This window comes from Streptomyces sp. NPDC111520 (assembly GCF_055635295.1).
The window spans coordinates 40,101-54,243 of record NZ_JBVKBW010000015.1 but is presented as its reverse complement, the minus strand read 5'-3'; the positions used below and the strand labels follow the sequence as shown (position 1 = coordinate 54,243).

The 14,143-nt window shown below is 74.0% G+C and carries 11 protein-coding genes; 3 read left to right on the top strand and 8 right to left on the bottom strand.

What is annotated here, in order from left to right; genetic code table 11:
• Nucleotides 1–40 precede the first annotated feature (40 nt).
• Together ACZ7MY_RS30595 and ACZ7MY_RS30590 are read left to right on the top strand one after the other, a co-directional pair.
• Nucleotides 41–1,294, top strand: a complete 1,254-nt coding sequence (locus ACZ7MY_RS30595; RefSeq protein ID WP_499606513.1) for a PspC domain-containing protein — start codon at nucleotides 41–43, stop codon at nucleotides 1,292–1,294.
• Complete coding sequence (locus ACZ7MY_RS30590; protein WP_499606512.1) at nucleotides 1,291–1,554, top strand: hypothetical protein; 264 nt, start codon at nucleotides 1,291–1,293, stop codon at nucleotides 1,552–1,554. The genes ACZ7MY_RS30595 and ACZ7MY_RS30590 overlap by 4 nt, the downstream gene beginning before the upstream one ends.
• On the opposite strand, the gene ACZ7MY_RS30585 is transcribed toward ACZ7MY_RS30590, so the two are convergent.
• The 3 genes from ACZ7MY_RS30585 to guaA all read right to left on the bottom strand — a co-directional run bounded on the left by ACZ7MY_RS30585 (nucleotide 1,492) and on the right by guaA (nucleotide 4,597).
• Entirely contained in the window at nucleotides 1,492–2,010 is a 519-nt protein-coding gene (locus ACZ7MY_RS30585) for a DoxX family protein (RefSeq protein ID WP_499606511.1), read from the bottom strand. The genes ACZ7MY_RS30590 and ACZ7MY_RS30585 overlap by 63 nt on opposite strands.
• A gap of 119 nt (nucleotides 2,011–2,129) precedes the next feature.
• The gene (locus ACZ7MY_RS30580) at nucleotides 2,130–2,924 is read right to left on the bottom strand and encodes a class II aldolase/adducin family protein (RefSeq protein WP_499606510.1); all 795 of its coding nucleotides are present in this window, start codon (nucleotides 2,922–2,924) and stop codon (nucleotides 2,130–2,132) included.
• Nucleotides 2,925–3,013: 89 nt separating this feature from the next.
• Nucleotides 3,014–4,597, bottom strand: coding sequence for a glutamine-hydrolyzing GMP synthase (guaA, locus tag ACZ7MY_RS30575; protein ID WP_499606509.1), 1,584 nt, complete (start codon nucleotides 4,595–4,597; stop codon nucleotides 3,014–3,016).
• Nucleotides 4,598–4,873: 276 nt separating this feature from the next.
• On the opposite strand from guaA, the gene ACZ7MY_RS30570 reads away from it, so the two are divergent.
• Complete coding sequence (locus ACZ7MY_RS30570; protein WP_499606508.1) at nucleotides 4,874–5,176, top strand: chorismate mutase; 303 nt, start codon at nucleotides 4,874–4,876, stop codon at nucleotides 5,174–5,176.
• Nucleotides 5,177–5,699: 523 nt separating this feature from the next.
• Here ACZ7MY_RS30570 and ACZ7MY_RS30565 read toward each other — a convergent pair.
• The 5 genes from ACZ7MY_RS30565 to ACZ7MY_RS30545 all read right to left on the bottom strand — a co-directional run bounded on the left by ACZ7MY_RS30565 (nucleotide 5,700) and on the right by ACZ7MY_RS30545 (nucleotide 14,097).
• The gene (locus ACZ7MY_RS30565; protein WP_499606507.1) at nucleotides 5,700–7,484 is read right to left on the bottom strand and encodes a GMC family oxidoreductase N-terminal domain-containing protein; all 1,785 of its coding nucleotides are present in this window, start codon (nucleotides 7,482–7,484) and stop codon (nucleotides 5,700–5,702) included.
• A complete protein-coding gene (locus ACZ7MY_RS30560) occupies nucleotides 7,484–9,085 on the bottom strand; it encodes a succinic semialdehyde dehydrogenase (protein WP_499606506.1) in 1,602 nt (533 codons plus the stop codon). Before ACZ7MY_RS30560 ends, ACZ7MY_RS30565 begins: the two co-directional genes overlap by 1 nt.
• 122 nt (nucleotides 9,086–9,207) lie before the next feature.
• On the bottom strand, nucleotides 9,208–10,722 hold the full coding sequence (locus ACZ7MY_RS30555) for a serine/threonine-protein kinase (protein ID WP_499606505.1): 1,515 nt from the start codon (nucleotides 10,720–10,722) through the stop codon (nucleotides 9,208–9,210).
• A 4-nt stretch (nucleotides 10,723–10,726) separates the two neighbouring features.
• The gene (locus ACZ7MY_RS30550) at nucleotides 10,727–12,136 is read right to left on the bottom strand and encodes a serine/threonine-protein kinase (RefSeq protein WP_499606504.1); all 1,410 of its coding nucleotides are present in this window, start codon (nucleotides 12,134–12,136) and stop codon (nucleotides 10,727–10,729) included.
• An 83-nt stretch (nucleotides 12,137–12,219) separates the two neighbouring features.
• On the bottom strand, nucleotides 12,220–14,097 hold the full coding sequence (locus ACZ7MY_RS30545; RefSeq protein ID WP_499606503.1) for a serine/threonine protein kinase: 1,878 nt from the start codon (nucleotides 14,095–14,097) through the stop codon (nucleotides 12,220–12,222).
• Nucleotides 14,098–14,143: the final 46 nt, after the last annotated feature.

Here is a 14,143-nt window from a genome sequence, read left to right as displayed (position 1 = left end):
CCGGATACCGGCACGCGTCCGGGACCGCCACCATGGACCCATGACGGAGCAGTACACGGAGACGGAGACGGCCGGGTCGCCGCCCGGCCCGCGGCTGGCGCGCTGCCGCGAGCGGAAGGTCATCGCCGGCGTCTGCGAGGGCGCGGGACGGTACTTCGACATCGACCCGGTGGTCTTCCGGATCGTGCTCGGCGTGCTGGCGCTCACCGGCGGTCTCGGGCTGGTGGCGTACGGCCTGGCGTGGCTCCTCGTCCCCGCGGCGGGGGAGACCGAGAGCGAGGCGCACCGGCTGCTGTCCGGGCGGGTCGAGGGGACGGCGCTGACGGCGGTGCTGGTCTCGCTGGTCGGCTGCGGGCTCTTCCTGTCGATGCTGGGCAGCGGCGGGAACCTGGCCTTCTCGCTGGGGCTGCTGGCGGCCTTCGCCGGCGCCGTCTACTGGTCGGTGCACCGGCGGCAGGCGACCGAGGCGCCCGCCCAGCCGGTCGCGCCGCCCCCGACCCAGCCGCCTCCGCAGCCCGCGACGTCGGCGTGGTGGAAGGAGACCGCGGTCGAGGACGCGGCGCCGGTGCCTGGGCCGGGCGGCTACCTGTGGGGACCGGACGACGGTCCCTCGGACGTCGAGCGCGACCGCCGCGAGTGGCGGGACCGGCGCCGGGCGGTGCGGCGCGACGGCGCCTGGCTGGGCGTGCTCGTGTTCTTCCTGGCGGCGGCCGCGGCGGCGGGCGGCCTGGCCGCGTCCTGGTCGTCCGAGCCGCTGGCCACCAGCGTGCAGATCGGCCTCGGCTCCGCGCTGGCCGTCTTCGGCCTGGGTTTCGTGGTCAGCACCTGGTGGGGGCGGCTCGGCGGCGGCACCGTCTTCGTGGTGCTGCTGACCGCCGCGCTGCTGGTCGGCTCCACGACGCTGCCGCGCTCGGTCGGCACCGACTGGAAGCAGCGCACCTGGACGCCCGCCACGCTCTCCGCGGTGCAGGACTCGTACGAGCTGGGCACCGGCCGGGCGACGCTGGACCTGTCGGAGCTGGAGCCGGGCGGACGCACGGTCTCGACGCGGGCCGAGGTCGGCGCGGGGCAGCTGGTCGTCAGGGTTCCGGAGGACGTCACACTGCGGATGCACGTCCAGGTGGGCGTGGGCGACCTGCAGTTGCCGGGCGAGCAGGAGAAGGACGTCGACGTCCAGCCCGGTCTCGACCGGAAGGTGACCCTGGACCCGGCGGACGGCCGGAAGTCGCGGGGCACGGTGGAACTCGACGTGGAGATGGGCGTCGGACAGGTGAAGGTGGTGCAGTTCCCGTGAGAAGGCATCCGTTCGCGCCCTCGGCGCTGCTGACCGGGCTGGTCCTGCTGGGGCTGGCCGCGGTGTTCCTGCTCGACGCCGCCGGCGAGGTGTCGCTGTCCCCGGCGGCCGCGGTGCCCCTGACCTGTGCGGGTCTGGGGCTCGCGGCACTCGGCTCGGTCACCTCCCGGATGGTCCGGGGGCGGGCCGCCCGGCGGTCAGGCCAGGCCGCGCCGTCCCCGGCCGCGCCGTCCGGCGATCATGGCGTCGACGGACAGTAGCGGGGCGCCGGCGAGGACCAGCGGCAGCCAGGCCATCAGGTAGGCGAGGTCGTTGCCGTAGTAGTACGGCTGCGTGGCCCAGCTGACGGTGAGCCACAGGCTCAGCGAGATCAGCGCCCCGCCCAGGGCGGCGATCCGGCTGAGCAGGCCGACCAGCGTGCCGATGCCGACGGCGATCTCGCCGAAGGCGATCGCGTAGCCGAACCCGTGCGGGTTCTTCAGGGCCAGGTCGACCATGGCCGGGATCGCGGCGCTGTCGCGGATCCCGTTCAGCAGGCCGACGAGCGAGCCCGCGGCGCCGTCGTTGAAGAAGGTGTCGGACATCAGCTTGTCGAAGCCGGCGTAGACGAAGGTCACGCCGAGGAAGATGCGCAGCGGCAGCAGGGCGTAGCGCCGTGCCGTGTCCCGCCACGGACCCTGACTGGGGTACCGCTCCGTGTCCCGCATACCGTTCATGCCCGTTGTGCCCGTCACGCTCATGACGTCCGCCCTCTCGCACGCACCTGCCGTGGACCCCCTCCCGGACCGATTCTCCAGGAGCGCCCTGGGAGATACGTAGGCGAAGCGGCCGTCGTTCAATCAAAAAGCTCTGAATTCTCGCGGACTATCCGCTCATAGGTGGGCTGGTAGTTGATCCAGGCGACCAGATCATGTCCCAACTGCTCACGGGTGGCGATCGCGTCCTCGTGCGCGATCCACACCGGCTTGCCTGCCGCCTTCGCGCTCAGCTGCACCTGGCAGGACCTCTCCATCGTCATGAACCACCACGCCGCCGCGTCCACGGTCTCGCCGACCGTCAGCAGTCCGTGGTTGCGCAGGACCAGCGCCTTGTGCGCTCCCAGGACCACCGCGATGCGCCGCGCCTGGGCCTCGTCCACCACGACCCCGGTGTACGCGTCGAACAGCGAGTGGTCCTCGTAGAAGGCGCAGGCGTCCTGGGTGATCGGTTCCAGCCGCTCCCCCAGCGCGGCCAGCGCCCGGCCGTAGGTCGAGTGGCTGTGCACCACGGCCGTCACGTCGGGCCGCGCGGTGTGCACATGGGCGTGGATGGTGAACGCCGCCTGGTTGACGTGGTGCCGGCCCTCGACGACGGCGCCGTGCTGGTTGGCCAGGATCAGCTCGCCCACGGTGAGGTGCCGGAACGGCACGCCGAAGGGGTTCACCCAGAAATGGTCCGCCAGCTCCGGGTCGCGCACGGTGATGTGCCCGGACACCCCGTCCTCGAACCCCAGCTCCGCGAAAGCGCGCAGCGCCACCACGAGCCGCTCCTTGCGGTGGCGGCGTTCGGCCGCGGGGTCCTCGAAGGTGGGCGGCAGCGCGAAATGGAGCCGGTCGGGGGGTACGGGCTGCGGCGGCGCGGTGTCGGTCATGGCGCGGAAGTTACCCCGAGGTACCGCAGATGGACAGGGGCGATACCAGGTTTCCCCGGTATCGCCCCAAGCCTGCCCCACGCGGGGGGCTACTCCCACTCGATGGTGCCCGGGGGCTTGCTGGTGACGTCCAGCACGACGCGGTTGACGTCGGCCACCTCGTTGGTGATCCGGGTCGAGATCCGGGCCAGCACCTCGTACGGCAGCCGCGACCAGTCCGCGGTCATCGCGTCCTCGCTGGAGACCGGGCGCAGCACGATCGGGTGGCCGTAGGTACGGCCGTCGCCCTGCACGCCCACCGAGCGCACGTCGGCCAGCAGGACCACCGGGCACTGCCAGATGTCGCGGTCGAGACCGGCGGCGGTCAGCTCCTCGCGGGCGATGGCGTCGGCCTCGCGCAGCAGGTCCAGGCGCTCCTTGGTGACCTCGCCGACGATGCGGATGCCCAGGCCCGGGCCCGGGAAGGGCTGGCGCTGGACGATCTCCTCGGGCAGGCCGAGCTCCTGGCCGACCATGCGGACCTCGTCCTTGAAGAGCTTGCGCAGCGGCTCGACGAGCTGGAACTGCAGGTCCTCGGGGAGGCCGCCCACGTTGTGGTGGGACTTGATGTTGGCGGTGCCGGTGCCGCCGCCGGACTCCACCACGTCCGGGTAGAGGGTGCCCTGCACCAGGAACTCCACCGACTCGCCGTGCGCGCCGGCCTCGGCGACGATCTCGCTCGCGGCCTGCTCGAAGACCCGGATGAACTCCCGCCCGATGATCTTGCGCTTCTCCTCGGGGTCGGACACCCCGGCGAGCGCGGTCAGGAAGCGCTCCTCGGCGTCGACGACCTTCAGCTGGACGCCGGTGGCCGCGACGAAGTCCTTCTCGACCTGCTCGGACTCGCCCTTGCGCATCAGGCCGTGGTCCACGTAGACGCAGGTCAGCTTCTCCCCGATGGCCTTGTTGACCAGGGCCGCGGCGACCGCGGAGTCCACGCCGCCGGACAGGCCGCAGATGGCGCGCTTGTCGCCGACCTGAGCGCGGATCGCGGCGACCTGCTCCTCGACCACGTTGTGCGTGGTCCAGTCCGGCGCGATGCCGGCGCCCCGGTAGAGGAAGTGCTCCAGCACCTGCTGGCCGTGCTCGGAGTGCAGCACCTCGGGGTGGTACTGGACGCCGTAGAGCTTCTTCTCGTCGTTCTCGAACGCGGCCACCGGCACCAGGTCGGTGGCGGCGGAGACGGAGAAGCCCTCCGGGGCGGCCGTGCAGGTGTCGCCGTGCGACATCCACACCGACTGCTCGGCCGGGGTGCCCTCGAAGAGCGTGGAGCCGGTCTTGCCGACGTGCAGCGGGGTACGGCCGTACTCGCGCGCGCCGGTGTTGTCGACGGTGCCGCCGAGGGTGATCGCCATCAACTGGAAGCCGTAGCACATGCCGAAGACGGGGATGCCCGCCTCGAAGAGGGCACGGTCCAGCCGGGGGGCGTGCTCGGCGTAGACGGACGAGGGCCCGCCCGACAGGATGATCGCCGCGGGCCGCTTGGCCAGCATCTCCTGGACGGGCATGGTGCTCGGCACGATCTCGCTGTAGACCCGGGCCTCACGCACACGACGGGCGATGAGCTGGGCGTACTGCGCCCCGAAGTCGACGACGAGAACGGTGTCGGGGGCGGCTGGGGTCGCTGATGCCACGGTGGGCCTTCCGGCGGGTCGAACGTGGGGTCCCTGCCGATTCTACCGGGGCCCGCGGCTTTACTTCCCCGGCCCGAGGAGTCACACTGTCCGCCATGTTCAGCAGCACGCACTTCGCGTTTACCTATGGCACCGGCTGGTCCGGCTGCCATGGTCGTGCTGTCTGAGCGAGGAAACGCATCCAGACGTCACCAGGCGCCCCGGGCCACACGGCCCGGGGCGCCTGGCGTTTCCCGTCCCGGGCGGCCCGGGGGCCCGTCCCCCAGGAGGAACCCCATGAGCAGCACCCCCGCGGCACCGCCCACCACCGACCCCGCGGCTCCGCCGGCCGCCGACCCCGCCGCCGTCATCGCGGCCGCCCGCGAGCGGATCGACGACCTCGACGCCCGGATCATCGCCCTGGTGCGGGAACGGATGACGGTCTCGGCCGGCATCCAGCACGCCCGCATGCAGTCCGGCGGCCGCCGTGTCCACCTCTCCCGCGAGATGGACGTCCTGCGCCGCTACAGCGACCCGCTGGGCAGGCCCGGCACCGCACTCGCCATGACCCTGCTGGAGCTGTGCCGCGGGCGGGTCTGAAACCCCCGCGGCACCGGCCCTGTGACCCGTTCGGGGGGCATCACCCGTACGGCACGTGACCGCCTACGGACGCCTTCGTTGAATCCGGTGTCCGTGCCAGCCAGGCGCGGTCACCCTGGGCCAGGGAAGCAAGGACGTCGAAGACCACGCGTGGACACCGCTCAGACGCAGCTGGGCGGGGTGCCACCGGAGCGATGAGGCGCGCCCGCGCGAGTGGAAGCAATGCGGTCGCGCCGTGGGACCTCGCTGCGGTGATCAGTGACCGGACGGCAGGGGACAGCAGCCCGGTCACACCTCAAAGTGGCGGTCGGTTCCGGGGACGCCCGGGACCGGCCGCTCTGCGAGGAACACACTACTCATTTCGCGGCACTTGAGCAGGTATCCGACCCTCGATCGAGTGAGTCGGGCCGCACATGGCGCTCTCCGGGCGGTCCGGCGGCGGCCGGAACAGCGGCCCGAGGGCCGCGTCCCCGGCGGGCGCGGCCCCTCCTCGTGTCCGGGCGTCCACGGGCGTCCGGCGGGGTCAGGCCTTGGGCGGCACCGGCGGTACGGGGAGCACGGGCAGCCGCAGCGCGCCGAAGGCCTCCGCCGGGACGGCCGGCGCCTTGGGCTCGACCGCGGCGACGCGCCGGTAGGCCTCACCCTGGGCCGGACGCGGGTCGGCGTCGCCCTTGTTGGGCCACAGCGACATGGCGCGTTCGGCCTGGGCGGTGATGGTGAGCGAGGGGTTGACCCCCAGGTTCGCGGAGACCGCGGCGCCGTCCACCACGTGGATCCCCGGGTGCCCGAACAGCCGGTGGTACGGGTCGATCACACCGTGCTCGGCGTCCTCGCCGATCGGACAGCCGCCCAGGAAGTGGGCGGTGAGCGGGGTGCCCATCAACTCGCCGACGTTGCTGCCCGCGAAGCCGTTGATCTCCTCGGCGAGCAGGCGGGCGGCCTCGGCGCCCTCGGGGATGAAGGAGGGGTTGGGCGCGCCGTGCCCCTGGCGGGCGGTGAGCAGGCCCTTCCCCAGGCCCTTGGGTTTGCGGTAGGTGGTCAGCGAGTTGTCCAGGGACTGCATGACCAGCCCGATGATGGTGCGCTCGGACCAGCGGCGGTTGGACAGCGACCGCATCAGCAGCACCGGGTGCCGCGCGCAGTGCGCCAGGTAGGCCAGTCCGCGCGGCAGCCGGGTGCCGTGCGGGACCTGGAGGATCGACAGGCCGCCCATCGAGTTGGAGCCCTTGCCGTAGCGGACCGGCTCGATGTGGGTGTTCTCGTCGGGGTGGATCGAGGACGTGATGGCCACACCACGCGTGAAGTCCACCTGCCGCTCGCCCGTGCGCCGGCGGTAGCGGCGGCTGTCGGTCTGCGCGCCCACCAATGCCTCCGAGTTGGTGCGGGTCAGCTCGCCGAGCCGGGCGGACAGGCCCGGCAGCCGGCCCGCGTCGCGCATGCGGTGCAGCAGGGTCTGGGTGCCGTAGGTGCCCGCGGCGACGACCACGTGGCGGGCGCGCAGCACGCGCGGCTCCGCCTTGCGGCGGCGCTCGGTGGGGACGACGGTGACGTCGTGGCCGCCCTCGGGGTTCTCCGACAGGGCGGTGACGGTGGTCATCGCGTGGATCTCGGCGCCCGCCTGCTCGGCGAGGTGGAGGTAGTTCTCGTTGAGGGTGTTCTTGGCGCCGTGGCGGCAGCCGGTCATGCACTCCCCGCACTCGGTGCAGGCCCGCCGGGACGGGCCGGCGCCGCCGAAGTACGGGTCGGGGACCTCGCCGCCGGGCACCGCCCGCGCGTCGCCCGCGGCGTCCCGGCCGTCGCCGAAGAACACCCCGACCGGGGCCATGTGGAAGGAGTCGCCGACGCCCATCCGCTCGGCGGTCGCCTTGAGGTGGACGTCCGAGGGGGTCATCGTCGGGTTGAGCCGCACGCCGAGCATGCGCTTGGCCTGGTCGTAGTAGGGGGCCAGTTCCTCCTGCCAGTCCGTGATGCGGCCCCACTGGCGGTCCTCGAAGAAGGCCTTCGGCGGGACGTAGAGGGTGTTGGCGTAGTTCAGCGAACCGCCGCCGACGCCCGCGCCGGCCAGGATCATCACGTTGTCCAGCAGGTGGATGCGCTGGATGCCGTACAGGCCGAGCGCCGGGGCCCACAGGTAGTCCTTGACGTGCCAGGAGTTCTTCGGCAACGAATCCCGGGTCCAGCGGCGGCCCGCCTCCAGGACGCCGACCGTGTAGCCCTTCTCGGTCAGCCGCAGCGCCGACACGGCCCCGCCGAAGCCGGACCCGATCACGATCACGTCGTAGTCGTAGGACATCCGCTCCCCCTCCATCAGCGCAGCCTCAGCGTCTTCATCACCCGCAGGCTGCGGCTCATGAGGGCCGCGTACGCCGAGTCGTCCATGCCCAGCGACGGGGCCATCGGCAGCAGCCGCTGCGTCGCCACGGTCTGCGCCTCGGTGTACTTGAGGATGCCCTCGGAGCCGTGCCGGCGGCCGAGCCCGGAGTCCTTCATGCCGCCCATCGGGGACTGCACGCTGCCGTACGCGGAGGCGTAGCCCTCGTTGACGTTGACGGTGCCGCTGCGCAGGCGCGCGGCGACGCGGGCGCCGCGGCGGGTGTCCTTGGTCCAGACGCTGGAATTGAGGCCGTACGGCGTCGCGTTGGCGCGCTCGACCGCGTCGTCCTCGTCGGTGAAGCGGTACACGGACACCACCGGGCCGAAGGTCTCCTCGGCGCACACGGCCATCGGCGGCTCGACGCCGTCCAGGACGGTCGGCTCGAAGAAGTACGGGCCGACGTCGGGCCGGGCCCGGCCGCCGGTGAGGACGGTGGCGCCCTTGGCGACGGCCTCCTCCACGTGCCGTGTGACGGTCTCCAACTGGCGCTCCCCGGCCAGCGACCCCATCCCGGCGCCGTAGGCGAGGGCGGTGCCGAGCCGGAGGGCCCGGGTGCGCGCGGTGAAGCGCTCCAGGAAGGCGTCCGCGACGGAGGCGTGGACGAAGAGCCGCTCGATGGAGATGCACAGCTGGCCCGCCGAGGAGAAGCAGGCGCGGACCGCGCCCTCGGCCGCCTTGTCGAGGTCGGCGTCCTCCAGCACCAGCAGGGCGTTCTTGCCGCCGAGTTCGAGGGAGGCGCCGATCAGACGGGCCGCGGCGCGGGTCGCCACGTCCCGGCCGGTGCGGGTGGAACCGGTGAAGGACACGTAGTCGGCGTGCTCCACGACCGCCGGGCCGACGACCGGGCCCTCGCCGATGACGACCTGCCAGACGTCGGCGGGCAGTCCGGCCTCGATCAGCTGCTCGCGCGCCCACAGGGCGGTCAGCGCGGTCTCGGTGTCGGGCTTCATCACGACGGCGTTGCCGGCGACGAAGGCGGGCAGCGCGTCGCCGACGGAGAGTTCGAGGGGGTAGTTCCACGGCGCGATCTGGCCGACGACGCCGCGCGGGTGCCGCAGCTCCCGCACCTTGGTGAGGGTCGGGATGGCACCGGTGTGCCGCTTGGGCCTCAGGTACGACGGGGCCTTGACGCCGTAGTGCCGGGCGGCGACGGCGACCGCCAGCACCTCCTCGTGCGCGTGCAGGCGCGCCTTGCCCGTCTCCAGCTGGATCAGGTCCAGCACCTCGGACTGCCGGGCCAGCACCAGGTCGTGGAAGCGGAGCAGCACGGCCGCGCGGCGGCGCACCGGCGTCGCCGCCCACGCCTTCTGCGCCTCCCGCGCCCTCTCGTAGGCCGCCGCCACGTCCTGCGGCGTCGACTCCGGGAGCTCCGCCAGCTTCTCGCCGGTCAGCGGCGTGTGGTTCACGGTCCGGCCGCTGCCGGCCACGCCTCGCGTCAGCCGTGCCACGAGGTCCGGGGTCACCACGTCCGCGGCGGTCCTGGTGCCGGAGGGGGCGACCGGATTGCCGTTACCGGCAGTAGGAGAGTCCGTCATGGCGGGAGCGTACGATGCGGTGACACCGCGTGCATACCCGTCAGTAGCCGGTTTTCACCATGACGCCAGCAAAAGCTGGCAGGAACGCCGCGACCCGTGCCCCGCCCGCCCCGCGCGGGCACTCACCCGGCGCGGAAGGCGGCGCGGGCGGTGTCGAAGTAGTCACGGCCCCGCTCGGCCTGCTGGAGCGGCGAGGAGACCCACAGGTCGTACTGGCGGCCGCCCTCCTCCCAGCACAGGTCGAAGGTGCGGCGCGGCACGCCGTGCGTGAAGCCGTCCCAGGTGAACTCCCACAGCGCGGCCGGGTGCCCGTTCTGCGTGGTCGGGGTGACGAAGCCGTCCCGGTAACCCTGGTAGGCGGCCGGGCCGGCGGCGTCCTGGGCGCGCATGACCGCCTCGGGCCCGCGGGGGTCCGGGCGCTGGGTGCGGATGCCGACGCGGAACTCCTTGCCGGCGGAGTAGTAGAAGACGCGCGGCGGTTCGAGGGAGCGCCGGAAGCCCTCCGGCAGGGCGAGCGAGAAGCCCGCGGGGTCGTCGACGGTGCGGAATCCCGCGGGGAGCGACGGGGTGGCCGACGCGGGGTCCGCCGGAGCGGACGCGGCGGACGGGGAGGTCCGCGCGGGCGCGCCGCTCGTGACGGCGGTCCGGTCCGGAGCGGCGCCGCCCGTCGAACCGGCGTCCGGCAGCAGGGAGGCCGCCGCGACGCCGGCCCCCGCCAGCACCGCCACGCCCAGCACGGCCGCCAGCGGGCCCCGTCTGCGCCGGGCCCGGGGAAGCGGCGCGTCCTGGCGCACCGTCTCCGTGCCCGGCGCGGGCGCGGGCACCGCGGTGGGCGGCACGCCGGTCTCCGCGTACCCGGCGAGCAGCTCCTCCGTCTCCTGCGCGGTCGGCCGCCGCTCGGGCTCGCGCCGCAGCAGGGCCTCGACGACCGGCAGGAGCGGCCCGGTCCGCTCCGGCGGCCGGATCTCCTCGAACACGACGGCGTGCAGCACCTCCCCCAGGGAGTCCCGGCGGAACGGGGACCGCCCGACGACCGCCGCGCACAGCAGCACGCCCACCGACCACAGGTCGGAGGCGGGCCCCGCGGCCTGCCCGGACATCCGCTCGGGGGCGGTGTACTCGGGCGAGCCCACGAAGTCCCCGGCCTCGGTCAGCGTGGTCGCTCCGGTCACCCGCGCGATGCCGAAGTCGGTCAGCACGATCCGCCCGGTGCCGTGCTCGACGAGGACGTTGCCGGGCTTGATGTCCCGGTGCAGCACGCCGCGTTCGTGCGCGGCCCGCAACGCACCGGTGACGGCGGCGCCGATCCGGGCGGCCTCGCGCGGGGGCAGCGGGCCGTCCTGGGCGAGGACGTCGGCGAGCGAGCGGCCGTCGACGAGCTCCATGACGATCCAGGGGGAGCCGTCGTGCTCGACCACGTCGAAGAGGACGATCACATGGGGGTGGCGTATCCGGGCGACCGTGCGCGCCTCCCGCAGGGCGCGGTCCTCGTCGCCCTCGGCGTGCAGCTCCTTGACCGCCACCCGGCGGCCCAGCAGTTCGTCGTCGGCCCGCCACACCGTGCCCATGCCGCCGCGCCCGAGCCGCCCCGTGATCCGGTACCGCCCGGCGACCAGCCGCCCCCCGTCGCCCCTCATGGGGTCATGATGCCGCACCGCCGGTCACCCCGGCCGGTTCCGGCCGCCAGGTCTGCAGGGCCACCTGGAACCGGGCGGCGGAGGCCGCCCAGTCGCCGGCCGGCGCGCCCATGTAGAGGGCGTACTCGCGGCCGTCGGCCGTCACGTACGCCTGGTCGACGGCACGGCGCGGGCCCGGGTGCTCCTTGGAGTCGGTCCAGGTGAACTCCCACAGGCAGCCGTCGCCGCCCCGGAAGGTGTTCTGGTGCAGCCGCACCCGGGTGTAGTCGGGGAGCGCCTGCACGCTCTTCTCCAGTTCGAGCAGGTGCATGTACGGGTTGACGCCCGGCGCGGCGCGGCCGACGCCGACGCGCAGCCGGTGGGCGCCGCCGTCGGGCGTGTAGTCGATCTGGTCGCCGTCCAGTTGGCGTTGCCAGCCGCGCGGTACGGCGAGGCTGAAGCCCGCCGGGTCGTGGACGCGCACGTAGCCGGCCGGGACCCCGGTGGCATCGCCGGTGCCGTCGCCGCGCCCCTCGACCACCGCGAGGACGCCTCCGGTGCCCGCCAGCAGCGCCCCGGCGACCGCGGCCGCCACGAGCGCGGCGCGGCGCCCGCCGGGGCGGCGGCGCCGGGGGCCGCCCGCCGCGATGGCCGTGAGCGTGGTCGCCAGCTGCCCGGCCGGCGGGCGCGCGGCGGGCTCCTTCGCGAGCAGCGCCGCGATGACCGGGCGCAGCGGGCCGGCCGCCCGGGGTTCGGGCAGCTCCTCGTACACCACGGCCTGCAGGGTGCCGATCGGCGACGTACGGCGGAACGGCGAGCGCCCCTCGACCGCCGCGTAGAGCGTGGCGCCCAGCGACCACAGGTCGGACTCCGGGCCGGGACGGCCGCCGCGGGCCCGCTCGGGCGCCAGGTAGTCGACGGAACCGACGAGTTCGCCGGTGCGGGTGATCGCCGAGTCGCCCTCGACGACGGCGATGCCGAAGTCCGTCAGCAGGACCCGGCCGTCGCGGGCGAGCAGCACGTTGGCCGGCTTCACGTCCCGGTGGAGCACGCCCGCGGCGTGCGCCGCGCGTAGCGCCTCCAGCACGGCGGCGGCCACCGCGGCGGCCCGCCTGGGGGACAGCGGGCCGTCCTCGCGCACCGCCTCGTCCAGGGAGCGGCCGTCCACCAGTTCCATGACGATCCAGGGCCGGCCGTCCTGTTCCACGACGTCGTGGACGGTCACCACGTTGGGGTGGTTGATCCGGGCGGCGGCCCGGGCCTCCTGCTTCATCCGCTCCTGGAGCACGGCGCGGTCGTCCTCCGCGAGATGGGCGCCGAGGGTCAGCTCCTTGACGGCGACGGTGCGCCGCAGCACGACGTCCTGGGCCTCCCAGACCCGCCCCATGCCGCCGCGGCCGATGACGTCGCCGAGCCGGTACCGTCCGGCCAGCACGCTTCCGCTCCCGCTCACTCCCCTGCCCCCACGGCCTCTCCAACGCGCGCCGGGACCGGGCGGTTCCGGTCCGGGCACCGCGCTCAGGTGGTGCGGTAGGTCTCCGCGGCCTTCTCGAAGTACCGCTTGACGTCGGCGCGACGGCCGTCCGGCCCGATGACCAGGACGACGTGGTACCTGCCGTCGCGGATCATCACCAGATTGCGCGCGAACAGCTGCCGGCCTGAGCCGTCGCTCCAGCTGAACTCGCCCTCCGCGGCCGTGATCCCGCCCATGTCCAGGCGGCGCAGCCCGGAGGCCGAGGACCAGCCGGAGGCCCGGAAGCCGGAAAGCTCGGGCTCGTCGTTCTGGTAGACGATCGGGTCGCTGCCCTTGTCGGCGACGGTGTCACGGCCGGGCACGACCAGCAGCTGGTAGTCGCCGCCGGTGTAGCGGACCTGCCCGTCGGCGTTCCTGGGCGTGCGCTGCCAGCCGTTGGGGACGGCGAGCCGGAAGCCCTCCGCGTCGGTGCGCAGCGTGAAGTCGCCGCCGAGGCCGGTGGTGGCGGCGTCGTCCGCCGGGGCCGACCGTGTGGGCGGCGGGGCGCTCGTGGCCGGGGCGGAGCTGCGCGTGGCCTTGCCGGGCGGCGGGGCGGTCGTCTGCGGCCGCTCGTCACCGCCGGGCACCTGCGCGGGCAGGGTCCGCGTGGCACCGGCCGCGCCCTCGTCGTCCGTGGACCCGCCGCGCGGCATGAAGAGCACGGCGTACAACACGGCGGCGACCATCAGCAGCAGCACCAGCCCGACCAGCGTGATCCCGAGGCTGCGCGGACCGCGCCCCGAGCGCTGCCGCCGCTCCTTGGTGCGCTTGTGGCGCCCGTGCGCGGGGTGGGCGGGCACGGGGTCGGCGGCGGCCTTGCGGCGGCGCACCAGTTCGCCCCGGCGGCGTACGACGGGCAGCTTGTGCGGGTCGTCGGCGGGCACGGGCACCGTGCTCAGCCCCAGGTCCGGCTCCGGCGCGGAGCGGACGAGCGAGCGCAGCCAGCCGCGCAGTTCCTCGGCGTCCGGCCGCTCCTCGGGGTCCTGGCGCAGCAGCGACTCCACGACGGGCCGCAGCGGTCCGCACTCCTCGGCGTACGCGGGCGGCTCGGCGATGACCAGCTGGACCAGTTCCGCGGTGCTCTCCTCCGGGAACGGAGGATGCCCCTGGACGCTGCGGAAGAGCAGCGACCCCAGTGCCCACAGGTCGGCGGCCGGGCCGACGGGTGGAGCGAGCTGCCAGTTCTCGTGGACCTCGGTGGCCTGCTCGGGGGCCCACCGCTCGGTGACGGGACCGACGACGGTGAGCCGGGCCTGCCGGGCGCGCTCGAGCTCCAGCGCGGAGTGCGGGCCCTCCCAGCCGCCGCCGGGCGCCTCGCCGCCCCCGGCCATCGCGGGCACCGGCACCGGGTTGTAGCCGCACAGCGCCTCCTGGGCGGCGCCCACGGCCAGCCCCGAGAGCATCGCCCGGCCGTCGTCGCAGACCAGCACGGTCCGGCCGGTGACGTTGCGGTGCACCCAGCCGTGGGCGTGCAGCACGCGCAGCGCGGTCAGCACGTCGGAGGCCACCTCGGCGGCCCGGTAGGGGCTCAGCCGCTTGTCGGCGAGGACCGCGGCCAGCGGGCGGGCGGCGACCAGCTCGCTCACTATCCAGACGCTGCCGTCCTCGACGAAGATGTCGAAGACCTGCACCAGCCGGGGGTGGTCGGGTATCGCGGCCGCGGCCTGAGCCGCCTCCAGGGCCCGGTGGGCGGTGTCCCCGCCGTCCCCGTGGTGCGGTCCCGGCTCGGCGCTGACGACCTCGGGCAGCAGGACCTGGCGTATCAGCACCTCCTGGTTGCTGAACGTGTCCCAGGCCCTGGTCTCCACCAGTTCGAACTCGTCGGCGGGCGGCCGCGGCAGGCGGTAGCGGTCGGCCAGTACGCGTCCCGCGTAGTCGTCCACGACGCCTCCCCAAAGCGTCAGATCCGATCCGTTGTGGATGCGGACA

What these genes read in the sequence shown, in the direction of transcription:
- ACZ7MY_RS30595 (WP_499606513.1), top strand. Translation starts at nt 41, where the DNA reads ATGACGGAGCAGTACACGGAGACGGAGACGGCCGGGTCGCCGCCCGGC.
- ACZ7MY_RS30585 (WP_499606511.1), bottom strand. Translation starts at nt 2,010, where the DNA reads ATGAACGGTATGCGGGACACGGAGCGGTACCCCAGTCAGGGTCCGTGG.
- ACZ7MY_RS30580 (WP_499606510.1), bottom strand. Translation starts at nt 2,924, where the DNA reads ATGACCGACACCGCGCCGCCGCAGCCCGTACCCCCCGACCGGCTCCAT.
- ACZ7MY_RS30570 (WP_499606508.1), top strand. Translation starts at nt 4,874, where the DNA reads ATGAGCAGCACCCCCGCGGCACCGCCCACCACCGACCCCGCGGCTCCG.
- ACZ7MY_RS30565 (WP_499606507.1), bottom strand. Translation starts at nt 7,484, where the DNA reads ATGGAGGGGGAGCGGATGTCCTACGACTACGACGTGATCGTGATCGGG.
- ACZ7MY_RS30560 (WP_499606506.1), bottom strand. Translation starts at nt 9,085, where the DNA reads ATGACGGACTCTCCTACTGCCGGTAACGGCAATCCGGTCGCCCCCTCC.
- ACZ7MY_RS30555 (WP_499606505.1), bottom strand. Translation starts at nt 10,722, where the DNA reads ATGAGGGGCGACGGGGGGCGGCTGGTCGCCGGGCGGTACCGGATCACG.